A 24,701-nucleotide genomic window follows, 5' to 3' on the forward strand; every position below is an offset into this window, starting at 1 on the left:
GATGACCAACTTCATCGGCAATGAGCAACCCGGACGGCAGCGCCCTGCCACTCGGCTTGTGCGGGGCGCGGCATGAATACCTTCGCCTACAAGGGTCGCGACAGTCAGGGCAATGCCGTCAATGGCGTGGTCGATGCTGCCAACGAGATGGCTGCCGCCGAGCAGCTGATGCGCCGTGGCGTTATGCCCACCGAACTCAAACCCGGCAAGGCGAAATCCGCGGCCATCGACTGGTCTTTGCTGCTGGAAGGTGGCGTCAAGCTGGACGAGCTGGTGGTATTCAGCCGCCAGATGTATGCCCTGACTCGGGCAGGCATTCCCATACTGCGTGCCATCGCGGGCCTGGAAGAGACCGCCCACAGCAAGCCGCTCAAGCGGGCGCTGCATGCGCTGGGAGAGGATCTCGGCAACGGTCGGCCCCTATCCAGCTCTATGCAGGCGCACCCCAGGGTGTTCAGCAGCCTGTTCGTCGCCATCATTCACGTGGGCGAGAACACGGGTCAGCTGGAAGAGGCCTTCCTGCAACTGGCCAACTATTTCGAGCTGGAGCTGGAAACCCGCAAGCGGATCAAGACCGCCATGCGCTATCCCAGCTTCGTGATGATTGCCATCGGCATCGCCATGGTGATCCTCAATATCATGGTGATCCCGGTCTTCGCCGGCATGTTTGCCAAGTTCGGGGTCGAGCTGCCGCTGGCCACCCGCATTCTGCTCGCTACCTCCCACTTTTTCGTCAACTACTGGTGGTTGCTGCTCGGCATGCTGCTGGCCATGGTGTTTGGCTGGCGGCGCTGGGTTGCCACCGTCAAGGGCAAGCTGACCTGGCACAGATGGCAACTCAAATTGCCCATCGTCGGCACCATCATAGAGCGCTCCCTGCTGGCCCGTTTTGCCCGCAGTTTTTCCATGATGCTCAAGGCAGGTGTGCCGCTCAATACTGCACTGACCCTGGTGGCCGATGCGGTGGACAACGCTTATATGGCGGCTCAGATCCGCGACATGCGGGCCGGTATAGAGCGGGGCGAGAGCCTGCTGCGCACCGCCGGCAGCAGCGGTCTGTTTACGCCCCTGGTGATGCAGATGATAGCGGTGGGGGAAGAGACGGGTCAGGTGGATGATCTGTTGCACGAGGCGGCGGAGTATTACGAGCGAGAGGTGGATTATGACCTCAAGAGCCTGACCGCCCGCATCGAACCCATCCTGATCGGGATCGTGGCAGTCATGGTATTGGTGCTGGCACTGGGTATCTTTACGCCCATGTGGGACATGATGCGTGCGGTGCGCGGCAAATAAGCAGGTATCTTTACCCTCCCGATAGTGGGACATGATGCGTGCTGTAAGGGGTAAATAATGATCTTTCCTCCTCCTGGTGGGGGGAAATGATGAGCGCGGTGCGCGGCAAATAAGCGGCATCTTTACCCTCCCGATGGTGGGACATGATGAGTGCCGTACGCGGAAAATAAGCGGCATCTTTACCCTCCCTATGGTGGGTCATGATGAGCGCCGTACGCGGAAAATAAGCAGGCTCTTTATTTCAACGTAGGGGCCTGATGCTGAGTGGGTGGTCAACGGGGTGCGGGAGAGGTGCGGTTGAACAGACAGTCACAACAGGATGATCGCTGGCTGGGAGGGTATCGACGGATGGCCGTGCTGATCTTGCTGCTGATCATGGTGGCGACCCTGGCCCAGAGCTATCGTAGCCACAGGGCCGAGGCGCTGGCCCTTAGCCTGACCCTGCTGGGGGAGCAGTTTGCCGAGCGGGTACAAAGGTTGCACGGTCTCTGGCTGGATCAGCGCCGTCCCGCCGTCCTGCATGCAGATGGGGTGGCCTGGCAATTCGATGCCAGGGGCTGGCCACTGGGTGTTGATGCGCTGCTGGCCCCTTCGGAAAATTGCCGTCAGCTCTGGTCGTCGATCATTGGCACACAGAGCCAGGCCCTGCCGCCGTTGCAGGCCATGGCGAGCCGAGATGGCACGGGATGCGAGTTCGGGTGGGAAGATAATTGGCTGATTTATCAATTTTATGATGGCAGAGTGACACTAAAGCTTTGAATGAGGCCGATAGTGTGGCTCAGTTAAATGATTTTTTTATATCTGCATGAAATAATGCGGGTTATTACGGAGGGACCATGGCAACAAATCGAATGGCACCAAGACATCCCACGTCGATGATGGCGAGTCAGGCAGCCGGTTTCTCATTGATCGAGCTGGTGATCGTCATCGTTATCTTGGGGATACTGGCGGTGACCGCCCTGCCTCGCTTCCTCGATGTGACCGATGAAGCCAAGAAGGCCAGCGTGGAAGGGGTCTCTGGCGGTTTCGCCACTGCGGTTTCGCTGGTACGAGCCCAGTGGGAGGCAGAAGGACGGCCCAAGGAGGACGGTCAGAACACTGTGCTGTATGACGGCTCTCGTTTCTATCTGACGACCCCGACCGAGACGCAGGTCAGCAATGGCGAGCTCTCGCCAGGCTATCCCATGGATACATCGGCAGGGGGCGGCATAGATGTTGATCCGGCCAACCTGACAGCCCAGCGCTGTCTCAAGATTTGGGAGGGATTATTACAGAACCCACCCAAGGCTACCGCCAGCTTCAGCGAGGTGAGCGGTAGCGGCAATGACCTGAAATACTATGTCAGTGTGACCAATAACGGCCTGGACTCGGTCTGCCGCTACTATCTGGTCAATAGTTTGAGTAAGGGTAGTGATGGCAAGTATCAGGATCCGCAAGGTAGTACTGATGCATTCATGAGTTTCAGTTACCGTCCGGCTTCCGGTCAGGTGACCACCAATATCAATTGACAGAGGATAGTAAAATGAAAAAACAGGCGGGTTTTACCCTGATCGAGCTGGTCATAGTGATCATCATTCTGGGCATTCTGGCAGTGACCGCTGCGCCCAAGTTCCTGAATTTGCAAGGTGATGCTAGGGAAGCTGCTGCACAAGGGGTACAGGCTGCTGTCAGCAGCTCTGCCCAGCTGGTCTATAGCAAGTCAGCCTTGGAAGGGATTGAGCGTGCTTCTTCTGGTGCAGTCAGCAGCAGTGACGGCACCAATATTGATGTTGTGTTCGGCTATCCGGCGGCAACCGATACAGGTATCAAGAATGCAGTCACCATTGACGGTTCCTGGAGTGGTAAAGTGTCTGGAGGTGCCTATGTCTTCTCGACCAGTAGCTCCCAATGTACAGTGAACTACACCGAAGCATCAGAAACTTCCGCCGCTTCTACTACCTTGGCTGGCTGTAACTGATGGCGTTAGGCGAGGCCAAAAACCTCGCCTTTCTTTTCAATGAGAGAGTCTGATGCGCAGAGGCTTCACCCTGATAGAACTGGTGATCGTGATCCTGTTGCTCGGGATTCTGGCCGCCTTTGCCGTGCCCAAGTGGCTGGGCAAAGGCGGCTTTGAAACTCAAACCGTACGCGATGAGCTGCTGACCCGGCTGCGGCTGGTGCAGACCGTCAATATGCATGAACCCGCCGACCGCTGTACTCAGCTGGTGGTGGATGCGTCCAGTTTTGCCCATATCACGCAGGCAATATGTGCCACTCCCGGCACGATAAAAAGCTGGAGCCTTAATCAGCGCACCCGTGGCCGCCCTGTCACCCCCTCTTCCGGTATGACTATCTCCCTCAATAACCGCAGTAGCTTTGTGCTGCATTTTGATCATATGGGCCGCCCACAAGGGGATTGCTCCACAGCCGATGGCTGTACCCTGCAGGTAACGGATGGCCGCGAAACGGGCCGCATCAAGATAGAGCCCGAGGGGTATATCCATGAGATCCCTTGATCGCGGCTTTACCCTGATTGAGCTGATTGTCGGCATAGTGCTACTGGCGGTGGCGCTGACCGGCATTCTGGGGCTCTTGATCAATCAGGCGCCCCAGGCGGTGGATCCGGTGCAGCAGGTGCGTGCAGCCCAGCTGGCCCAGCGTCTGGCCGGCGAGATGCTGCAAAAGTCGTTCGATGAGCAGTCGGATCATAACGGTGGCCGCTATCGCTGTGGTGAGACCTTCAATGGCCAGTTTTATGGGGATTGCAGCTGCCCTGTCGGTGTGGCATGCACCCAGCGGCCACCCACTCCGGCCATTACCGGTTGGCAACCCAGTGCCTATGGCCCCGATGGCGAGCCAGCACCTTATGCCTACAACGATGTGGATGACTTCGATACCGCGGGCAGCTGGGTGGATGCCAATCGGTTTACCCAGACTGCGGCGGGGATCAGCGGCGAGGAGTATCGCAACTACCAGGTGAAAATTGCGGTAAGCGGGGTCGATTTCAGCGATGGCACCTTCAAGAACTGCACAGCCCCCTGCTCTGTGGGCAAACGCATTGATCTGCAAGTAAAGCTGCCTGACGAGAGTCTGCTCGACTTCTCCTTCTATCGGGGGAACTACTGATGGGTCGGCTTTGCGATCGTGTCCGAGTATTGAGTCCTGCTTCCGATGTCAGATTACGCCGGCAGGCGAATCGAACCTGCGCCAGACTTGGGCGTGCCCGCGGTTTTACCCTGGTCGAGCTGGTAATGGTGATCCTGCTGCTCGGTATAATGGCGACCTTTACCAGCCAGTTTATCGGCATCGGCAGCCAGATTTATGGCGATGCCAGCAGCCGCGAGCAGCTGATGAGCGATGCCCGCTTCGCCATGGAGCGGCTCAACCGCGAAGTTCGCGATGCGGTGCCCGGATCAGAGCGCATCGAGACGACAGATGGGGTCTGGGTCGACGCGGGCCCTTGCCTGAGTTTCTGGCCCATCAGCACCTCCAGCCGTTATATCACCCTGAATCGTGCGATATCAGGTAGCAGCGCCACCCAGGAGCTGGTGATGGCAACCCCCGCCTCGGCTGCCAATCCACTGAACCAGGATGCCAATGCAGTCACCGAAGGTGACTTGATGATTGTCTTCCCCGTGCCGGACAAAAATGCCGGTTCGCTGATCGCTGGCTGCGATTACGGACGCTGTGTGGCCAAGGTTGTGGATGTGCTGGCTCCCGTATCCGGGGCGCAAACCATTCGTTATTCCAGCACCGAGAGTCTGACCGGGATCTCGCCAGGCCGCCGGGTCTACTTTGCCCGCGAGCAGGTGCGCTATTGTGCCCAAGGTGGTGCCTTGTACCGGGCCACCAGTGTGCTCAGTGGCGCTAGCAGTACCATGCCTTTGGGAACCTTGATGGCAGAGTCGCTACGCACTGGCAGCTTCTATCGGGAGACTTCGGCCTTCAATACAGAAGGGGAGTTTGGCATGCGCTTTGTGTTCGAGCGCAAAGGGGAGTCAGTTACCTTCAACCACAAGATAGAGGTGCTCAATGTGCCCTGATACACACGCGCTTGGACGCATGCGTGGCAGTGCCCTGATGATCGCCCTGTTTGTCATTGTGGTGATGGCGCTGCTGGCGGCTGCCATGGGTCGCTTTCTGGTGGACAGCAGCGAGAAAAATACGGTAGAGGTGCGCAGTGTACGCGCCTTGCTGGCGGCACAGAGCGGACTGGAAATAGCCTTGTATCAACTGTTCCCCAATAGACCGACACCGCCATCACCGCTTGATCGCTGCGAGTGGGTACTCTCATCACTTGTGTTTAATGGCAATTCTGGACTGGCTGGCTGCGAGGCAAGGATCAGTTGCGTGCAACAGCCCGTGACCTATAACGGAGAGGCGACCAATGGCTACCGTCTGCTCAGTGTCGGCTCCTGTGGTTCGACAGACCTCGGCAGTGCCAACCCCGATTTTGCCGTGAGCAGGACAGTGACGGCCGAAGCCTATGATGGAGGAAACCTCTGATGCGCCGCTTCTGGTTAGCCATCTCTATTTTATGCTGTGGTTCTGTTAATGCATTTCAGGCTATAGATACATCCGTCTATTTTCCCGCAGTCGTGCAAGGGCACAGGGGCAACACCAACGCGTCCTGTAATGGTCTCGGCAACCCCCCGTTGAACCAATACAATCAGGCAAAAATATCGGGAACTGGTGGTGCTGCGCTGAGATTTTGCAGTTCAAACCAGGGCTCTGGCATGCCCACGGATGGCTGTGATAATGCCAATGGTTCTCGTCGTTTATGTACTGTCAACAACTCAACCATTCAGGGCTTGCCGATCACTGTCGGCAGTGGCAATAGTTTTCAGACCAGTAGCGGGGCACATGGTGGGATCGGTTTTTGCTCTGCCGGGCAAGTACTGACACTCGGAAGTGCCAGCCAAAATCAGTTTTCTGCTATCTCGTTGTATGACGCCTGTACCTTGAGTTTTGCTCAGAACCAAACCGACTACCGTATCCAGAGTCTCTCTGTGGGCAGCGGCGCCACAGTCGTATTCACAACCGGCGATTACTGGATTGATTCACTGTTGCTGAACCAGGGGGCCCGGATTGAGGTCCAGGGGGATGTTCGTATCTTTGTCCGTCAGTCAGCCCAGCTGAACAGCGCTCGTATCAATGAGTCAGGTCTCGGCTCCTTGCTGTTGTTCGGGTACAACGATATAGAACTCAATGGCGATACCTTGATGGATGGCTACCTCTACTCACATCAGGCCGTGCGTATGAATGGTTCTTCCACAATCAATGGCCGGATGACAAGCCGTTCTTTGTCCATGACCACCAGCTCTGCTATCAACGATCAGGCTTTTACTCCGCCCCTGACCTGTTTCAGCGATACGTTCAGCTCATCCCCGCTGAGTGATGACTGGGTCGTTGCCCGCAGCAGCGGCAACTTTACGCCTTCCATCGTTGGCCAGCGTTTACGCCTGACCCAGGCGGTTGGTAATCAGTCCACCTCTACGACTTATCAGCGCCTGTTCCCCGCTGCCAGCAACCTGGTCACCATCGAATTCAACCACTATGCCTATAACGGTAGCGGTGCTGATGGCATCGCCGTTGTGTTGTCGGATGCCAAGGTGACTCCTCAGCCCGGGGCCTTTGGCGGGCCGCTCGGGTATGGTTTCAAACCCGGTATTTCCGGTTTTGCAGGTGGTTGGCTTGGGGTGGGGATTGATGAGTTCGGCAACTTTTCGGGTGAGGGCGGCGTTGCCAACGTGGGGCAGCGGCGTCAGTCGGTGGCGGTGCGGGGATCCGGGGTTGGCACCAGTGGTTACAACTATCTGAGAGGCACTTGCAGTAACGGCACCACCAGTATCAATGGTAACTGTCTCAATCCGAGGGTGGACAACAACGGCAGTGCCAACCACAGTTACCGGCTGACAGTGGATTCTCGTATTGTTGGTCAATCCATGGTCAAGGTTGAACGCAACACAGGATCTGGTTATGTCACGCTGATCGACAGCTTCAATGCCATGGCTCAGGCCGGTCAGGCAGCTGTGCCAGAGGATTTCTTGTTGTCGTTGACCGGCTCTACAGGGGGCTCCACCAATATTCACGAAATCGACAACGTACAGATCTGTGCCCTGCGATCCAGCCCGGTCGGCGTACAGATCGATCATTTCCAACTCGAGCATTCTGGTCAGGCGCTGACGTGCAATTCGGAGACGGTCACTATCAAGGCCTGTGCCGATGCGGCTTGCAGCGCCCTTATTACCGACCCTGTTACGGCGACCCTGAGTCTGACGCCGACGTCCAGCAGCAATGGTTGGGTCGGCGGCAATACGGTGACCTTCAGTGGCGGCTCCACCACGGTCCAGCTTCGCAATAACACCGCCTCGGCGGTCACTATCGGAGTATCAGGCTCGACCCCGACCACCAAACCATTCAGTACTACCTTGTGCAAGTCGGGTAATGGAACCCCCAGCGTGGCCGCCTGCACCCTGAGCTTTGCCGATAGCGGTTTTATCTTCGACGTGCCGGATACCTATTCCAACCAGCCGCAGACGGTGACCATCAAGGCGGTCAAGAAGAGTGACGTGACCAAACAGTGCGTGCCAGGGTTTGCCAGCCAGAGCAAGAGCATCAAGTTCTGGGGCAGCTATATCTCTCCGGCCAGCAATCCTTACAACAGCAATATGAGCGTTAACAATAGTGTGCTCGGTACTAGTCAGGGGACTGCTGTCTCCGTGTCCCTGGCGTTTGATGCACAGGGGCAGTCGACCATGACGGTCAAGTATCCGGATGCAGGCAAGGTGCAACTTGATGCCCGTTATGATGGCACGGGCAACGAGGCGGGTCTGGTGATGCTCGGCTCAGACCAGTTCGTGGCGCGTCCTGTCGGCTTGTGCATTACACCCCCGCAAGGGGTCTGCGCGGCAGGTGATAGCAGCTGCCCAGTGTTCAAAAAAGCGGGGGAGACGTTCCAGGTAGATATCAAGGCGATGGCCTGGGAGTCGGCCAATGATGGGGATATCTGCGCGGGGAATCAGACAACCCCCAATTTTGTGCTGAACGGCATTGGCTTGGGCAGCACCCTGGTGGCGCCAAGCCTAGGTACCAATGCGACAGTGGGTTCCACCACCTATAACCATGTGGCTGCGACCAACAGTCTCAACAGCGTCAACCAGACGGTGAGCGAGGTGGGGGTATTCAGGATGACGGCGACACCGCTCGCCAGCAACTACTTCGGATATACCATCCCTTCTGCTCAGAGCCAGCCGGTGGGCCGTTTTATCCCCGCTGATTTTGAGCTGGTCAGTGGCGACATAGTGCCTGCCTGTAGCGTCTTCTCCTACATGGGCCAGCCATTCGGGGTGACGCTGGATATCATTGCCCGCAATGTGGCTGGGGGACAGACCCGTAATTACACCGGCGACTTTGCCAAGGGCAATGCTTATATCACCACCGCCAATAGCAAGAATGGTACTTCTCTATCGAGCCGCTTGCGCAGCCTGCAACCTCTGCCCTGGCTAAATGGGCAGGCGGAGTTCAGCGGCAGCAGCGAGTTTGTGCGCCTCTCCGATACCCAGCCGGATGGCCCCTTCGAGGCACTGCTATTTGGCCTCTATATGCGGGATAACGATGGCGAACGCACCCTGATTGCCAGCCCCGATTTCAATGAGGTGGTGACTGGCGATTGCAGCGGAAGTAACTGCAATGCTCGTCTTATCGATGCGACATCCATGAAAGCCTATTTTGGCCGCTTGCTGGCGGGCACTGGGGCTGGGCTCGCAGCGGAGCGGCTGGCCATTCCACTGCAAATGCAATATTACGAATCAGGCGACTGGCTGCTCAACGAGGAAGATCAATGCACTCTGCTCTTTCACGCCGGTGATGGGATCAACTTCATCAATCCGAGTCACACCTTTGATGAGGCCACCCAAGACCTGAATCTGGGAGCAAATCGCAAGATCCGGCTTGGGTTGGGTAGCACGCCTCCAGGGGGGATATCGGCAGTCGCCAAAGATGGCGAGATCCTGTTCCACTTTGCCAAGCCGGATATCTCGGTACGCATTCCCTACAAGGTCGACTTGTCAAAACAGCCGGCTCAACCGCTCTGGTTATCTGACCCCGTTAGCCTGCAGGGTGAGGCCATTTTTGGCTCCAGCAGAGGTAATGACAGAATTATTTATCGGCGGGAAGTGATGCAGTAGCGGAGGCGGTGCGGCGGATCTTCGGGATCTTCCCCCCTATTTTCTTGTTTATTAGCGTTTGTCGGCCTGTGCGAGTGAGTGATGACTCGCATTTTTGTCGCGACTGATTGATTGGCGACAGTTTGAGCGCTTGCCCATTGGGGTAGGCATTGGTAAAGTTAGCCGGTTTTCTGCACCTCCAAATTCTTAGGATTTCCCGTAGCCATGTTCAAAAAGCTCAGAGGCGTCTTTTCCAACGATCTGTCGATCGACTTGGGAACTGCCAACACCCTGATCTACGTAAAAGATCAAGGGATCGTCCTTAACGAACCCTCAGTTGTCGCCATTCGCCAAGAGCGCGGGAACGCCAAATCGGTCGCTGCCGTCGGTCATGCCGCCAAGCAGATGCTGGGTCGTACCCCAGGCAACATCTCCGCTATCCGTCCGATGAAAGACGGCGTCATTGCCGACTTCTACGTGACCGAGAAGATGCTGCAGCACTTTATCAAGCAGGTTCACGACAACAACTATTTCCGCCCCAGCCCCCGTGTGCTGGTGTGTGTGCCGTGTGGCTCTACCCAGGTAGAACGCCGCGCCATCAAGGAATCCGCACTGGGCGCTGGTGCTCGTGAGGTTTACCTGATCGACGAACCCATGGCTGCCGCCATCGGTGCCGGCTTGCCGGTCTCCGAAGCGACCGGTTCCATGGTGGTCGATATCGGTGGCGGCACCACTGAAGTGGCCATCATCTCCCTGAACGGCGTGGTTTACTCCCAGTCTGTCCGTATCGGTGGCGACAAATTTGACGAAGCCATCATCAGCTACGTCCGTCGCAACTACGGCAGCCTGATCGGGGAAGCGACCGCCGAGCGCATCAAGCACGAAATCGGCTCCGCCTATCCGGGCGAAGAGGTGCGCGAGATCGAAGTCCGTGGTCGCAACCTGGCCGAAGGTGTGCCACGCAGCTTCACCCTCAACTCCAACGAGATCCTGGAAGCGCTGCAAGAGCCGCTGTCCGGTATCGTCTCCGCCGTTATGGTGGCGCTGGAGCAGTCTCCGCCGGAACTGGCGTCCGACATCTCCGAGCGCGGCATGGTGCTGACCGGTGGTGGCGCACTGCTGAAGGATATCGACCGTCTACTGATGGAAGAGACCGGCATACCAGTCGTGGTTGCCGAAGATCCCCTCACCTGTGTGGCCCGTGGCGGCGGCAAGGCGCTGGAGCTGATCGATATGCACGGTGGCGACCTGTTCCACTACGAATAAGACCCAAAGCCGGCCAGCGCGCCGGCTCTTTTTTGACGACCCATGAAACCCATTTTTGGTAGAGGCCCTTCGCTTCAGTTACGGTTGTTTCTCGCCGTCATCATCTCCATTGCTGCCATCGTAGCGGACTCCCGCTTCGGTGTGTTTACCCACGTCCGCGTCTACCTCAGTTCCCTTGTCAGCCCGCTGCAATACATAGCCAATGCGCCAGGTATCATGCTCGATACCATGTCGACCCAGGTGCAGACCCGGGCAGGCCTTATCGAACAGACCAAGCAGCAGGAACAGCAGCTGTTCACCCTGCGTTCGCGCCTGCTCAAGATGGATCATCTGGAGCATGAGAACCAGCGTCTGCGTGAGCTGCTCGGTTCGCCGGTGCACAAGGAGTCCCGCAAGATGGTGGCCGAGCTGCTGTCTGTGGATTCCGACCCCTTCAGCCATCAGGTGCTGATCAACAAGGGGGCGCTGGACGGTGTCTATAACGGCCAGCCGGTGATCAACGATCAGGGGGTCATAGGTCAGGTGCTGCACGTGGGTTCCACCACCAGTCGCGTCCTGCTTGTGACCGACTCCAGTCACGGCATTCCGGTGCGGGTGCTGCGCAATGACCTGCGCGCCATTGCCTCCGGCAGCGGCGAGCTGGACAAGCTGGAGCTGCGCAACCTGCCGCGCAACACAGATGTGCAGGTCGGCGATCTGCTGGTCACCTCCGGGCTCGGCGGCCGCTTCCCGGAAGGTTATCCGGTAGCGACCGTGACCCGCTCCGACTATGTGGAGGGCAAACCCTTCGCCCAGGTCGAAGCCAAGCCGCTGGTGGCGCTGGACAGATTGCGCTACCTGCTCTTGCTGTGGACCGACAAGAAACCGGATGTGCATGATGATGACGTGGCGCCAGCCGCGCCGGCAACCTCGGCAGCGGGAGCAACACCCTGATGCTAGAACCCGCCAGCGGCAGGATCTGGATCTGGATCTCGATCCTGCTGGCTCTGTGCCTGTCGATCCTGCCGCTTCCCTTTCAATTTGAACCCTTCCGTCCGGACTGGCTCGCCATGGTGCTCATCTACTGGGCGCTGGCCTTGCCGCACCGCACCAACGTCGGCTCAGCCTGGGTGGCGGGCCTGCTGCTGGATGTGCTGCTGGGCAGCACGCTCGGCGTGCGGGCCATGGCCATGGCCATCACCACCTATCTGGCGGCCTTCCAGTTTCAGAAGATCCGCAACTTCTCCCTCTGGCAACAGGCGCTGATCATCGGCTGTCTCTCGCTGGTGGGCAAGGTGACCATCTTCTGGGCCGAGCACCTGTTCAGCCGTGCCAGCCTCAATTTCGCCTACTTTTGGTCGACCCTGAGCACGATGCTAATATGGCCCTGGGTTTTTCTGGTCTTGCGCAAGGTGCGCCGTCGCTTCAATATCAAGTGAATATGAGCAAAAACAACGAACTACAACTTTACCTCAGCTCATTAAGCGAATATGAATAAGCACAGCGAACTGCAACTCTACCTCATCTCATTAAGCGAATATGAACAAGCACAACGAACTGCAACTCTATCTTGCCTCGGGCTCGCCCCGCCGCCATGAACTGCTCGCCCAGCTGGGCTACCGTTTCGAGGTACTCAGACTGGACGTGCCAGAGCGGCGTGAAGAGGGTGAAAAGGCACAGGATTATGTCTGTCGCCTAGCCCGCGACAAGGCGATGGCCGGCGTGGCCGCCGCCCCGACGGCGCTGCCTGTGCTGGGCGCCGACACCATAGTGGTGCTGGGTGATCGGGTGCTCGAGAAGCCCTCCGACCTGCTCGACGCCAAAGACATGCTGGAAGCGCTCTCCGGCAAGGTGCATCAGGTGATGACGGCGGTAGCGCTGGCTACCCCGGATCGCTGCGATGTGCGACTGGTTACCACCAATGTGGCGTTTCGCAAGCTGGATGAGGCCGAGATCGAAGCCTACTGGCGCACGGGTGAGCCCTGCGACAAGGCCGGTGCCTATGCGATCCAGGGGATTGCCGGCAAGTTTGTCAGCAGGATTGAGGGGAGCTACAGCGCCGTTGTCGGTCTGCCCCTGCTGGAAACGGATCTGTTGATCAAGCATCATCTGGAACAGATCCGATAATTTTTCGTCAGCTGTGCTCTGCTGCGTTCTCCCTTGCGCGCGTTGTACCGGATTGGCTTTATAGAATTCAAAACTGGAACAGGCAAGGTAACTTATGTCGGTAGAACTGCTGGTGAACGTCACCCCCTCCGAAACCCGTGTCGCCCTGGTCGAAAACGGTCTGCTGCAGGAAGTGCACGTAGAGCGTCAGGCCAAGCGTGGCATAGTGGGCAATATCTACAAAGGCAAGATCAGTCGGGTGCTGCCCGGCATGCAGGCGGCTTTCGTCGATATCGGCATGGACAAGGCGGCGTTCCTGCACGCTTCCGACATAGTGCCGCACACCGAGTGTGTGGCGGTGAAGGAGAAGGAGCAGTTCCAGGCCGGCAACATCGCCGAGCTGGTGCGCCAGGGCCAGGACATCATGGTGCAGGTGGTGAAAGATCCGCTGGGTACCAAGGGGGCCCGCCTCACCACCGACATTACCCTGCCGTCCCGCTATCTGGTGTTCATGCCAGGCAGCGCCCACGTCGGTGTCTCCCAGCGTATCGAGTCCGAAGCGGAGCGCGAGCGCCTCAAGCGTACCGTGGCTGGTTATGTGGACGATCTGGGTGGCTACATCATCCGTACCGCCGCCGAAGGGGTGGGTGAGCAGGAGCTGGAGCAGGATGCCGCCTTCCTGAAACGCCTGTGGCGCAAGATCCTGGAACGCAAGCACAAGTATCCTCCCTGCAAGATCCTCTACGAGGATCCCAGCCTGGCGTTTCGGGTGGTGCGCGACTTCGTCGGTGCCGAACTGGACAAGATCCGGGTCGATTCACGCCAGAGCTTCGATCAGCTCAAACGCTTCACCGAGGAGTACGTGCCCGAGCTGGCCGGCAAGCTGGAGTATTACCCGGGCGAGTCGCCGATTTTCGATCTCTACGATGTGGAGAACGAGATCCAGCGCGCGCTGGAACGCAAGGTAGAGCTCAAGTCCGGCGGCTACCTCATCATCGACCAGACCGAAGCCATGACCACTGTGGACATCAACACGGGCGCCTTTGTGGGTCATCGCAATCTGGAAGAGACCATCTTCAATACCAACGTCGAGGCGACGGCGGCCATCGCCCGCCACCTGCGCCTGCGCAACCTCGGCGGCATCATCATCATCGATTTCATCGACATGCAGTCGGAAGATCATCGTCGCCGTGTGCTGCACAGTCTGGAACAGGCGCTGGCCAAGGATCGCGCCAAGACCAACGTCAACGGTTTCTCCCAGCTCGGTCTGGTGGAGATGACCCGCAAGCGCACCCGCGAAAGCCTGGAGCACGTGCTCTGCTCCGAATGCCCCGAGTGCAAGGGGCGCGGTCGGGTCAAGACGGTGGAGTCGGTCTGTTTCGAGATCCTGCGGGAGATCATCCGGGTCAACCGCGCCTATGATGCGGATCAGTTCACCGTTTACGCCGCACCGGCCGTGATCGACTATCTGCGCGGCGAGGAGTCCCACAGTCTCGCCGAGCTGGAGGTGTTCATCGGCAAGCAGGTCAGGGTGGTGAGTGAGCCCCTCTGTGGTCAGGAGCAGTTCGACGTGGTGATGATGTAATTGGTCTATCGCTGGTTGAGTCGGGGCTGGTTGGCCCTTGGGGTCTTCTTCGTGCTGCTGGCCATTCTGGTCAGTCTGGTGCGCGTTGGTGGCCCCTTACTCAATCAGCACAGACAGGCACTGCTCGATGCCCTGCTGGCCGGCAATCAGCTGGAGGCCAGTGTTGCACACATAGGCCTGGACTGGACCCAGCGCGGCCCGGCGCTCGAGCTGCAACAGCTGGTGATAGCGCCGGATTCGGGTCGCTTCGCCCTGCGTCTTGGCAAGGTGTGGGCTCACCTCGACTTCTGGCGCTCCCTCAATGAACTCAGGCCTGTGTTCGGCCAGCTCATACTGAGCGATGGCGACATAGCGCTGGATCTGGCCCGGTCCGCCGAGCCCGATACCCGTGGCGGCGTCGATCAGCAGCAGGCGTTGCTGCGCTTTTTTCTCACCCAGCTCTCCACTTTCGATATTCACGATACCCGCCTCAGCCTGACGACGGCGCTGGGGGAGGTGCGGGCCCTCGATATCGCCCAACTGCGCTGGCAGAACCGCGGCAAACGCCATCAGGGGGTCGGCAAGGCCTATCTCATCAACGGGGTGGGCGAGAGCACCATAGATCTCATCCTGGATGTGGATACCCCAGAGGATCGGTTCGATCGCTTGCGGGGCCAGCTCTACCTCGGCGCCAGCCAGTTCGACGTCAGCCCCATGCTGGCGCGGATCCACGCCGGTGAGCCCAAGGTCGCTGGCCAGCTCGATTTCCAGCTCTGGAGTGAATTTGCCGATGGCCAGCTGGGAGAGTCCCTGCTGGCGTTTGGCGACAACTACCTGATCTGGAAGGATGAGAAGCAGGATGTCATGCACCGTCTCGGCCTGCAGGGTGGCAAGATCCAGCTGCGCCGGGATGGTGAGGAGTGGCAGCTCGCCAGCCATGACATGACCTTCAAGCTCGATGGCAAACCCTGGTTGCGCAGCCGCTTGCAGCTCGAGCGGATCGGCTCCCGCATCCAGGGTTATGTGCCTGCCATCGATCTCGATCAGGTCGCCAACCTGAGCCAGCTGGTATCGGGTCTCTACCCCGAACTGACCGAAACCCTCAAGCGCACCCAGCCCAAGGGTCAGCTGCAGGATCTCATTTTGCAGGCCGATGCCGGCTGGCGGGGGCTCTCTCTCAGCGGCCGGCTATCCCACATCAAGGTCAGCGCCTGGCAGGATGTGCCCGGCGTGCAGGATCTCAATGGCGAATTCTGGCTGACCCCGACGGGGGGCAGTGCCCGACTGGCCCTTGCCAATGACAAGGTGGATCCGGCCCGCCACTTCAAGGAGCCGATCCCGGTGGACAGCTTCTCGGCACGGCTCGACTGGTGGCAAGTCCCGCAGGGCTGGGTGCTCTATGGTCAGGATGTGGCGCTGGACAACCCGGATTTGCGCCTCGACAGCCGCTTCAGGATGGATCTGTTCGAACATACCTTCCTCGCGCTGACAGGCCGCATCGACGTCAAGAATGCGGGCAATGCGGATCGCTACTACCCGTTGCAGGTGATGGACAAGAACCTGGTGGATTACCTGAGCGGCGCCATCAAGGGGGGTCAGGCCAAGGGCGCCGACCTGCTCTGGTACGGCGAGTTCAAGGATTTCCCCTACAGCAAGGGCGAGGGCATCTTCCAGGTGGCGGTTCCGCTCGAGCAGGCGACTTTCCAGTTCTTCCCCGGTTGGCAACCCCTCACCGACCTGCAGATCGATCTGCTGTTCCAGAACGCCAGTCTCGACATGAACAGCCGTTCCACCCACCTTGGCAAGGCCAGCTCCGATTCGGTCCATGCCTGGATCCCGGATCTCTATCCCGGCGCCCATCTCTATGTGGATGCCAAGGTAGAAGGTGAGGGCAAGGCCATCAGCGACTACTTGCAGGACTCTCCGCTGGGGGATTCCGTCGGTCAGGCGCTGCGGGAGATAGAGATCCGCGGCCCGCTCAAGGGGTCGGTCAAGCTGGATATTCCCCTCGATGGTGAAAGCGAGGTCAAGGCGAGCGGCGATGCCCTGTTCAACAACAATAAGGTGCGGGTCGCCAGCCTGGATCTGCCGCTGGAGCAGGTACAGGGGCGCCTCGAATATGACAATGAGCAGACTCGGTTCAGCAACCTCAAGGCCAGCCTGTGGAACCAGCCGCTGACCCTGGATTATCAGGGCAAGCAGCTGCCGAACCGCTATCAGGTTGATCTCAAGTTCAAGGGACAGTGGGACAGCCGCCGCGAGCAGCGCAAGATCCCCGCCCTCGATATCCTCAAGGGGCGCAGCAACTGGGCCGGAACCCTGGGGCTGACCCTGCCCAATGACAAACCGTTCAGCTTCCAGCTGGCGATGGACTCCAATCTGCAGGGCATGGCGCTGGATCTGCCGCTCCCCCTGACCAAGACAGCCAACAGCCGATTGCCGCTCAAGGTGACAGTGCGCGGGCGTGACGGCAGTGCCGACATTCGCACCGTGCTGGGGGCCGATGTGGATTTGCAGAGCCGACTGGTTTATGGGGACGGGGTTCCTTACTTCAGCCGGGTCAGGGTGAACATAGGCCAGCCGGGGGCACGGGTGCTGCGTGACAAGCCCATGCTGCTCGCCATCAACCAGCAACAGGCCGATGTGGCTGGCTGGCTGGCCAGACTCAAACAGTGGGTGCCTGCGAGCAGTGAGCCGAGCGGCAGTGCCGTGGTTGGCCCTCCTTTCCTGCCGCAGGAGTGGTGGGTGGATGGCCAGCTGGCCCGCGCCGATATCGGCAGTGCCAATCTCAGGGCTGTGCACTTCACCGTAGGCCCGGTCAAGGACGCCACAGAGGTGATGATCGACAGCCCGGACGTCATGGGGGTGATCCGCCTGCCGGTGACTGACCGTCAGCCCATCGATGCCAAATTCGCTCGCATCCATTGGTCCGGCAAGAGTTCGGATCTGAGCCCAGAGTCTGATGCGCGGCAGGACAAAGCCATCATGGATGCCATTCCCTGGCTCACCTTCAGTTGCGTGGATTGCCGCTTCGGCGAACTGCCGCTCGGCGAGGTGAAGGGAGAGCTGCTCCCCGGGGCCAACAAGCTGACCCTCAAGGGGCTGGATATGCGGCTGGCGGGCAGCCAGCTGACAGGTACAGTGGATTGGCTTGCTGAGGCAGGCCGGATGCAAACCCATGCCAGAGCCAAGATCACCAGTAAAAACAGTGAATTGCTTCTAAAACGGATCGGCTATACCTCACCCATTGGCGATGCGCCTGGCAAGATGGCACTGGATCTGAGCTGGAATGATGTGCCCTACCGACTGAGCCTGCCGACCCTGGCTGGCAGCGCCAACTATCAACTGGAAGGGGGCACACTGCGGGAGGTCAATGACAAGGGTGCGCGATTGCTCTCCCTGCTCAGCCTCGACTCCCTGCTGCGCAAGTTGCGGCTCGATTTTCGCGATGTATTTGACAAGGGCTTCTACTTCGAGTCCATGTCCGCCTCGGCCAAGATCAAGCAGGGGGTGATGGATAACAAGGACTTCTACATGAAGGGGGCTGCGGGCAACCTGCGTGGTGAAGGCATCGCCGATCTGGTGCGCTGGCGGCTTGACTACGAGCTGAGTTTCTCCCCCAATCTGGGCGGTACCCTGCCGGTGGTGGCGGCCTTCTCGCTGACGCCGATCACCGGCCTTTATGTGCTGGCTCTCTCCAAACTGCTGGAGCCAGTGGTGGATGTGGTGACCCGCATCGATTTTCGGGTTGAAGGGCCGCTGGACAATCCCAAGCTGATCGAGGCCGGACGAGATAGAGCCCGCATCAAGCTCAACCAGCAGCAGAAGCAGGCGGTGGATACGGTAGCGCCCAAGTTGCCTGCCGCCGAAGTCACCCCTTTTCTGCTGAACCCGCAACCAGGGAGTCCCCGCCAGCCCTGATGCTGGCGCCATCCCTTGTTTCGACCTGCTTACGCTCGAGGAGAGAGCCATGATCCGACATATTCTGCTGATTGCCTTCAAAGCGGGCACCCAGGCTGACGATATTGCCGCTGTCAGGGCGGCTTTTCTCGGCATACCCGCCAGGGTCAATGGCGTGGTGGCGGTCGAGTGGGGGGAGAATGACAGCCCCGAGGGGCGCGCCGAAGGCTTTACCCACAGCGTCTTGATGACCTTTGCGGACGAGGCGGCCCGTCAGCGTTACCTGCCCCATCCGGATCACGAGGCCCTCAAGGCCATCTTCCGTCCCGTGCTGGACCGTATCATAGTGCTGGACTATACACTGCAAGCCAAAGACGCTGTCAGCATCTGACGGCTTGCACCAAGGACAAGGAGCGAGTCATGTGGTTAGCCGCAATACAGCTGGTATCCGGCCGTCACTGGCAGGATAACCGGGAGCAGATCGCCGCCGAGCTGGCGGCGCTGCCAGCAGAGCGTCCCTTGCTGGTACTGCTGCCGGAAAACTTTGCCCTGTTTGGCGAGCGGCAGGGCTATCTCGATGGTGCTGAACGGATCGGTGAGGGGCCTATCCAGCAGCAACTGGCTGCCTGGGCCAAAGAGTACGGCATCTGGCTGGTGGCTGGTGCCATGCCCACTACTATCGCAGGTTCAGACCATATCCATACCAGCTCGCTGGTGTTTGACCCGGCAGGGGAGCTCAGGGGTCATTACCACAAGATCCACCTGTTCGATGTGGACGTGGCCGACAATCAGGGACGCTATCGGGAGTCGGAGACGTTCAGTCCTGGTCAGGACTGCGTGCTGATAGACTCCCCCTTTGGTCCCCTCGGCCTCTCTATCTGTTATGATTTGCGCTTTCCTGAACTCTATCGCCAGCTGGCACGCGCCGGTGCCAGGGTGTTGCTGGTGCCTGCCGCCTTTACTGCCGTGACCGGCGAGGCGCACTGGGAGCCGCTGCTGCGGGCCCGCGCCATCGAAAATCAGTGCTATGTGGTGGCTGCCAATCAGGGGGGCACCCATGAAACCGGGCGCCATACCTGGGGCCACAGCATGGTGATCGACCCTTGGGGCAGGGTGCTGGCATGCCAGCCGTCGGGCCGCGCGACCGTGTTGGCTGCCATGGATCCCGAGCTGGGCGACGAATTGAAGCGAACCATGCCAGTGCTGCAGCACGCCCGCCTGTTGTCGGCGGGTCAGGTCTCTGACAACGAATGAACAAGGCACGCCCCGCGTGCTGACCCATGCCGCCTATGGCATGGGATCTTATTGTGAAATCCCGGATCGGGAGTGGAGAGAAAGATTGAGTCTATTGAGCCAGGTTAGTGCCTCCCTGTTGGCCCCAAACGACCTCGACGAAGGGCGGCTGCAGCAGCTGCTCGGCAGCCTGATGAGCCACCAGGTGGAGTTCGGCGATCTCTATTTCCAGCGCAGCTGGCACGAGTCCTGGATGCTGGAGGACGGCATTGTCAAGGATGGCAGCTACAACATCGACCAAGGGGTCGGGGTACGCGCCGTCAGTGGCGAGAAAACCGGCTTTGCCTACTCCGACGAGCTGAGCCTGCTGGCGCTGCAACAGTCGGTCACGGCTGCTCGCGGCATTGCCGCTGCCGGCGCCCAGGGCAAGGTGAAGGCCTGGGCTCGTACAGAGGCCAACCTGCTCTATCCGGCCATGGATCCCCTGCAGACCCTCGACAAGCACCAGAAGATTGCCTTGCTGGAGCAGATGGACAAGTTCGCCCGCAGTCTTGATCCCGTTATCAATCAGGTGATGGCCTCCATCAGCGGTGTCTATGAAGAGATACTGGTGGCAGCCACCGACGGTACGCTCGCTGCTGACATACGCCCCCTGGTTCGGCTGTCGGTGACCGTCATCGCCGAGAAAGGCGAGCGCCGCGAGCGTGGCAGCGCCGGTGGTGGTGGTCGTTGTGGTTATGACTATTTCCTGGAGCTGGACGGGCTGGAGAGCCGCGCCTTTGGCTATGTGCGCGAGGCCGTGCGTCAGGCGCTGGTCAACCTGGAGGCCATTGATGCTCCCGCTGGTACCATGCCGGTGGTACTCGGTGCCGGCTGGCCCGGCGTGCTGCTGCACGAGGCCGTGGGCCACGGCCTGGAGGGGGACTTCAACCGCAAGGGCTCGTCTGCATTTGCCGGCCGTATCGGCGAACAGGTGGCCTCCAAGCACTGCACCATAGTCGATGACGGCACACTGCCGGGTCGGCGCGGCTCCGTCTCCATCGATGACGAAGGGACGCCGGGCGGCTACAACGTCTTGATCGAGAACGGCATACTCAAGGGTTACTTGCAGGACAAACAGAACGCCCGCCTGATGGGGGTTCCGCTCACAGGTAACGGCCGTCGCGAATCCTACGCCGCCATGCCGATGCCACGCATGACCAACACCTATATGCTGGCGGGTCAGTACGATCCGGCGGAGATCATCGCTTCGGTGAAGAAGGGTATCTATGCTCCCAACTTCGGCGGTGGTCAGGTGGATATCACTTCCGGCAAGTTTGTCTTCTCCGCCTCCGAGGCCTACCTCATCGAGGATGGCAAGATCACCACCCCCATCAAGGGCGCGACCCTGATAGGCAATGGTCCGGAAGCCATGAGTCTGGTTTCCATGGTGGGCAGTGATCTGGCACTGGATCGTGGTGTCGGCGTCTGCGGCAAAGAGGGACAGAGCGTGCCGGTCGGTGTCGGCCAGCCCACACTCAAGCTGGATCAACTCACAGTGGGCGGCACCCAGTAAGGGGTTTAACCCACTATGTTGTCAATGACCCCGGCCATGTGCCGGGGTCATTGTTTTGGGTAGTGCAAGCCAGACAACAAAAAGCCCCGGCGACTGGCCGGGGCTGCTGGATACGGGTGACAGTGTCAGTTGACCGATATGGCTCTGGCATCGATGTAGAAGCGGGCATTGCCTTGTTGGTCGACCCTGATTTGGGCCACCAGACGATCGCTTTTTTTGTACTCCCATCGGGTTTTGATCCGGGCCAGGGCTGGGCTGGCTACACCAACTACATTCAGATATTCATGAAACAGGCTGTAGCTTCCAATTTCGGTCAGCATCTTTTCCATCATTTGCACATCTCCTGAAGTAAGTGGGCGCCTGCCTGCAAACCTAACAACTGATCTCTGAACCGAATCTGTATGAAAAACACACTAACTCATTTGTGTGTCAGTAACATGATCAAGCGCAAGATCAGTGACGATTTTCGAGGCTTTTTGACACCGTTTTCAGTCAGGGGTGGCGCGGCTCCTGTCGTTGATCAGGAGTGTCTGGCAGGGATGGCAAGGAAGGCGTGGTGTGTATCGAGTGTGCGCCGTGGAAGACAGGATCCTGTGCCACTTCCTTGATGCCGTTGATACAGAATTGCATGCCCATGCACACCAGCAGAAAACCCATGATCCGGGTCATGGCATCGATGCCGGTGGCGCCGAGAATCTTGCAGACCGGATCCGCCAGCTTCAATACGCCCCAGCTGATCAGACTCATCAGGGCAAACGCTGTGACCATGGCGCCGTAGATGGTGAGGCGGTTGTACTCGTCGGGCAGTTCGGCAATCTGGGCAGCGCCGCTGATCACCAGCGCCATGGTACCCGGCCCGCACATGCTGGGCATGGTCAGTGGCACGAAGGCGATGCTCTGGTTGATATCGACCCCGTTGGTTTGACTGGGGGCTGGGAACAGCATGCGAAAGCCGATAAAGCCGATGATGAGACCCCCTGCCAGCCGCAAGCCCGGAATGGATATCCCGAACAGATCCAGAATGGAGGAGCCGATAAAGAAAGTGATGCAGAGGGTGAAAAACAGATAGATAGCCGCCAGGTTGACCTGGCGGCGCACATGCTCCCGCGACATGCCCTTGCTCAGCCCCAATAGCAGGGTGGCCGTGGTTGGCGGGTTGACCATGGGCAGCAGCGCCAGCAAGGCGAGAAATACGACTTGAAAGAACATCTTGAGCCTCGGATAACGGAATTGGGTGACAGTCTGAGCCAGGTATTCGCCTGGCCCTAAGGGGGGAGGCTATCCTATGTCGGCCGTACTGAACACAAGGACAATAAAAAAGCCCCGAAGATGTCCGGGGCTTTTTCGTTGGTCAGGCGGCTTGTGGCGCCGTCTGCCGCTGGTTGCGCTGTTGCAGCCACAGCAGCACACCGATGGCAAAGCCCAGTGCCGACAGGCTCACCACATAGTGGGAGGGCGCCAGCACGTCGTTCTTCATCCACAGGGTCACCAGCATGGGGGTGAGGCCGCCGAAGATGGCGTAGGCCACGTTGTAGGAGAACGACAATCCCGAGAAGCGCACTACCGCCGGGAAGGCGTTGACCATGACGTAGGGCACGGCCCCGACAATCCCGACCGCGAAGCCCGCCAGCATGTAAAGCGGTACCAGCTGCTCTGTGCCCGCGACCATACCGTGATAGAAGGCGTAGCTGGAACCTGCCAGCAGCAATGAGCCCAGCATGAAGGTGGGGCCGCTGCCGAGGGCATCGATCAGCCTGCCATAGACGATGCAGCCCAGGGTCAGGGCCAGGATGGACAGGGAGTTGGCGGTCAGGGCATCGGCCGGGCTGATGCCATGTACCTTCTGCAGATAGGTGGGGGTCATCAGTATCACCACCACGATACCGGCGGAGAGCAGCCAGGTCAGCAGCATGGAGATCACCACGCTGCCCTTGTGGCTGCGCAGCACCGTCTTGAGCGGCAGCTCCTCCGCCAGCGCCTTGTTGGCCTGCATTTCGGCAAAGACAGGGGTTTCGTGCAGCCAGCGGCGCAGATACATGGCGACTATGCCAAAGATACCCCCCAGCAGGAAGGGAACCCGCCAGCCCCATTCACTCACCTCGGCCGGAGTCAGGTTCTTGTTGACCGCGGTGGCGATGAGGGAGCCGAGCAGTATGCCGGCAGTCAGCCCGGCGGTGAGGGTGCCACAGGCGAGCCCGACTCGGCGGGCGGGCACATGCTCCGCCACGAACACCCAGGCGCCCGGTACTTCACCACCGATGGCGGCTCCTTGCAGGATGCGCAAACCCAGCAGGGCCAGTGGTGCGCCTATGCCCAGTACCGCATAGGTGGGCAAGAGGCCGATCATCAGGGTGGGCAGCGCCATCAGCAGTATGCTCAGGGTAAACATCCGCTTGCGGCCGATGAGATCGCCAAAATGGGCCATGATGATGCCGCCAAGGGGGCGAGCCAGATAGCCTGCGGCGAAGATGCCGAAGGTCTGGAACTGGCGCAGCCACTCGGGAATATCGGCTGGGAAGAACAGCTCGCCGATCACCACGGCGAAGAAGACGAAGATGATAAAGTCGTAGAATTCGAGGGCTCCGCCGAGGGCTGCCAGGCTCAGTGTCTTGTAATCCTGTCGGTTGAGGGGGCGGCTGTGGTCGTAAGCTTGTGTGACTGTCGTCATATCCTTATGTTTCCCATCGTTTTTTTAGTTATTGTTCCCCATCCTTTCAGGGGAGACGCTCATTACCGAGGGTATGCTTTTGCATCCCGGTATGTAAATCGCACAATTCGCAATACAGTCTTGCAGCTTTTTGGTGCAGCAAGACCGGCAACATCATGACGAAGACACAGTGGGAGAAATCATGACGAAGACAAAGGTGCTGCTCTCCTGGAGCAGTGGCAAGGACAGCGCCTGGGCACTGCACAAATTGCAGCAGGATCCGGCCATCGAGGTAGTGGGGCTGTTTACCACCCTCAATCAGGCTTTCGAGCGGGTGGCCATGCACGGGGTACGCAAGCAGTTGCTGATGCAGCAGGCCGAGTGTGTGGGGTTGCCGCTGACCACCCTCGATCTGCCCTGGCCCTGCACCAATGAGGATTACGCCCGCATCATGACCGATTTCATCGCGAGTGTGGTGGCACAGGGGATCCGCCACATGGCGTTTGGCGATCTCTTCCTCGAGGATGTGCGCGCCTATCGGGAGAAACAGCTGGTGGGAACGGGCATAGAGCCCCTGTTCCCGCTGTGGGGCAGTAAGACGGACGAGCTGGCTCGGCAGATGATGGCGGCGGGGCTGAGGGCCAGGATCAGCTCCCTGGACCTGAAAAAGCTGGATGCCAGCCTGGGTGGTCACGATTTCGATCCTGCCCTGCTGGCGGCCTTGCCGCAGGGGGTGGATCCGTGCGGCGAGAACGGCGAGTTTCACACCCTGGCCTATGATGGTCCCATGTTTCTGCGCCCGTTGACGATGTACGTGGGAGAGACGATGGAGCGGGACGGCTTCATCTTCACTGACTTGTTGCCTGCTGACTCCGCCGCCTAGTTGTGATCTCTCTGTAGGTTGTTCACTCGGGGCATTCCCGGAAAACTGGAGGCGCCAACCAAACCAATCATCCGAGGTGCCCCAGTGAACAACCATAAAAATGCCCGATTAACCGTCTTTGGTCGACA

22 protein-coding genes are annotated in these 24,701 nt (G+C 59.2%); 19 read left to right on the plus strand and 3 right to left on the minus strand.

The features are described 5' to 3' along the window. Nucleotides 1–72: 72 nt before the first annotated feature. From mshG to tldD, 18 genes are all read left to right on the plus strand, one after another. On the plus strand, nucleotides 73–1,293 hold the full coding sequence (gene mshG / locus GWQ31_RS18495) for an MSHA fimbrial biogenesis protein MshG (RefSeq protein ID WP_265420759.1): 1,221 nt from the start codon (nucleotides 73–75) through the stop codon (nucleotides 1,291–1,293). A gap of 297 nt (nucleotides 1,294–1,590) precedes the next feature. Next, nucleotides 1,591–2,052 (plus strand): hypothetical protein, encoded by a 462-nt coding sequence (locus GWQ31_RS18500; RefSeq protein WP_059168884.1) that lies wholly within the window; start codon nucleotides 1,591–1,593, stop codon nucleotides 2,050–2,052. 77 nt (nucleotides 2,053–2,129) lie between these two features. Then, on the plus strand, nucleotides 2,130–2,801 hold the full coding sequence (locus GWQ31_RS18505; RefSeq protein WP_265462739.1) for a type II secretion system protein: 672 nt from the start codon (nucleotides 2,130–2,132) through the stop codon (nucleotides 2,799–2,801). A 14-nt stretch (nucleotides 2,802–2,815) separates the two neighbouring features. Further along, the gene (locus GWQ31_RS18510) at nucleotides 2,816–3,250 is read left to right on the plus strand and encodes a prepilin-type N-terminal cleavage/methylation domain-containing protein (protein WP_264304384.1); all 435 of its coding nucleotides are present in this window, start codon (nucleotides 2,816–2,818) and stop codon (nucleotides 3,248–3,250) included. 52 nt (nucleotides 3,251–3,302) lie between these two features. Then, nucleotides 3,303–3,788: a type II secretion system protein gene (locus tag GWQ31_RS18515; RefSeq protein ID WP_275909987.1), complete on the plus strand. Its 486-nt coding sequence runs from the start codon at nucleotides 3,303–3,305 to the stop codon at nucleotides 3,786–3,788. Next, nucleotides 3,775–4,398 carry a prepilin-type N-terminal cleavage/methylation domain-containing protein gene (locus GWQ31_RS18520; protein WP_265451592.1) on the plus strand — a complete coding sequence of 208 codons (624 nt, stop codon included), beginning with the start codon at nucleotides 3,775–3,777 and terminating at the stop codon, nucleotides 4,396–4,398. Before GWQ31_RS18515 ends, GWQ31_RS18520 begins: the two co-directional genes overlap by 14 nt. Next, a complete protein-coding gene (locus tag GWQ31_RS18525; protein WP_275909988.1) occupies nucleotides 4,398–5,315 on the plus strand; it encodes a type II secretion system protein in 918 nt (305 codons plus the stop codon). The genes GWQ31_RS18520 and GWQ31_RS18525 overlap by 1 nt, the downstream gene beginning before the upstream one ends. A gap of 37 nt (nucleotides 5,316–5,352) precedes the next feature. Then, nucleotides 5,353–5,778 (plus strand): MSHA biogenesis protein MshP, encoded by a 426-nt coding sequence (locus GWQ31_RS18530; protein ID WP_265451614.1) that lies wholly within the window; start codon nucleotides 5,353–5,355, stop codon nucleotides 5,776–5,778. Beyond that, nucleotides 5,778–9,461: a DUF6701 domain-containing protein gene (locus tag GWQ31_RS18535; RefSeq protein ID WP_275909989.1), complete on the plus strand. Its 3,684-nt coding sequence runs from the start codon at nucleotides 5,778–5,780 to the stop codon at nucleotides 9,459–9,461. The genes GWQ31_RS18530 and GWQ31_RS18535 overlap by 1 nt, the downstream gene beginning before the upstream one ends. A 204-nt stretch (nucleotides 9,462–9,665) precedes the next feature. Continuing rightward, nucleotides 9,666–10,706: a rod shape-determining protein gene (locus GWQ31_RS18540; protein ID WP_005308111.1), complete on the plus strand. Its 1,041-nt coding sequence runs from the start codon at nucleotides 9,666–9,668 to the stop codon at nucleotides 10,704–10,706. Between the two features lie 42 nt (nucleotides 10,707–10,748). After that, nucleotides 10,749–11,639 carry a rod shape-determining protein MreC gene (mreC, locus tag GWQ31_RS18545; RefSeq protein ID WP_159165191.1) on the plus strand — a complete coding sequence of 297 codons (891 nt, stop codon included), beginning with the start codon at nucleotides 10,749–10,751 and terminating at the stop codon, nucleotides 11,637–11,639. After that, on the plus strand, nucleotides 11,639–12,124 hold the full coding sequence (gene mreD / locus GWQ31_RS18550) for a rod shape-determining protein MreD (RefSeq protein WP_005316354.1): 486 nt from the start codon (nucleotides 11,639–11,641) through the stop codon (nucleotides 12,122–12,124). The genes mreC and mreD overlap by 1 nt, the downstream gene beginning before the upstream one ends. A 100-nt stretch (nucleotides 12,125–12,224) precedes the next feature. Then, nucleotides 12,225–12,812 (plus strand): Maf family protein, encoded by a 588-nt coding sequence (locus GWQ31_RS18555; protein WP_275909990.1) that lies wholly within the window; start codon nucleotides 12,225–12,227, stop codon nucleotides 12,810–12,812. A 94-nt stretch (nucleotides 12,813–12,906) separates the two neighbouring features. Beyond that, on the plus strand, nucleotides 12,907–14,376 hold the full coding sequence (gene rng, locus GWQ31_RS18560) for a ribonuclease G (RefSeq protein ID WP_005316349.1): 1,470 nt from the start codon (nucleotides 12,907–12,909) through the stop codon (nucleotides 14,374–14,376). Beyond that, on the plus strand, nucleotides 14,377–18,276 hold the full coding sequence (locus tag GWQ31_RS18565) for a YhdP family protein (protein ID WP_275909991.1): 3,900 nt from the start codon (nucleotides 14,377–14,379) through the stop codon (nucleotides 18,274–18,276). A 49-nt stretch (nucleotides 18,277–18,325) separates the two neighbouring features. Beyond that, nucleotides 18,326–18,646: a Dabb family protein gene (locus GWQ31_RS18570; protein WP_113720777.1), complete on the plus strand. Its 321-nt coding sequence runs from the start codon at nucleotides 18,326–18,328 to the stop codon at nucleotides 18,644–18,646. A gap of 29 nt (nucleotides 18,647–18,675) precedes the next feature. Continuing rightward, nucleotides 18,676–19,509: a carbon-nitrogen hydrolase family protein gene (locus tag GWQ31_RS18575; protein ID WP_234575863.1), complete on the plus strand. Its 834-nt coding sequence runs from the start codon at nucleotides 18,676–18,678 to the stop codon at nucleotides 19,507–19,509. A gap of 85 nt (nucleotides 19,510–19,594) precedes the next feature. Continuing rightward, entirely contained in the window at nucleotides 19,595–21,043 is a 1,449-nt protein-coding gene (gene tldD, locus GWQ31_RS18580) for a metalloprotease TldD (protein WP_058394778.1), read from the plus strand. A gap of 125 nt (nucleotides 21,044–21,168) precedes the next feature. Here tldD and GWQ31_RS18585 read toward each other — a convergent pair whose 3' ends face one another. From GWQ31_RS18585 to GWQ31_RS18595, 3 genes are all read right to left on the minus strand, one after another. Continuing rightward, the gene (locus GWQ31_RS18585; protein WP_170321042.1) at nucleotides 21,169–21,372 is read right to left on the minus strand and encodes a hypothetical protein; all 204 of its coding nucleotides are present in this window, start codon (nucleotides 21,370–21,372) and stop codon (nucleotides 21,169–21,171) included. 163 nt (nucleotides 21,373–21,535) lie between these two features. Next, nucleotides 21,536–22,252 (minus strand): MarC family NAAT transporter, encoded by a 717-nt coding sequence (locus tag GWQ31_RS18590; protein WP_005316335.1) that lies wholly within the window; start codon nucleotides 22,250–22,252, stop codon nucleotides 21,536–21,538. Between the two features lie 142 nt (nucleotides 22,253–22,394). Continuing rightward, nucleotides 22,395–23,711, minus strand: coding sequence for an MFS transporter (locus GWQ31_RS18595; protein WP_275909992.1), 1,317 nt, complete (start codon nucleotides 23,709–23,711; stop codon nucleotides 22,395–22,397). Between the two features lie 181 nt (nucleotides 23,712–23,892). On the opposite strand from GWQ31_RS18595, the gene GWQ31_RS18600 reads away from it, so the two are divergent. Beyond that, on the plus strand, nucleotides 23,893–24,573 hold the full coding sequence (locus GWQ31_RS18600; RefSeq protein WP_275909993.1) for an adenine nucleotide alpha hydrolase: 681 nt from the start codon (nucleotides 23,893–23,895) through the stop codon (nucleotides 24,571–24,573). The last annotated feature ends 128 nt before the right edge of the window (nucleotides 24,574–24,701 follow it).

It is taken from the genome of Aeromonas sp. 2MA4, assembly GCF_029237305.1.
Lineage (GTDB): Bacteria > Pseudomonadota > Gammaproteobacteria > Enterobacterales > Aeromonadaceae > Aeromonas > Aeromonas salmonicida.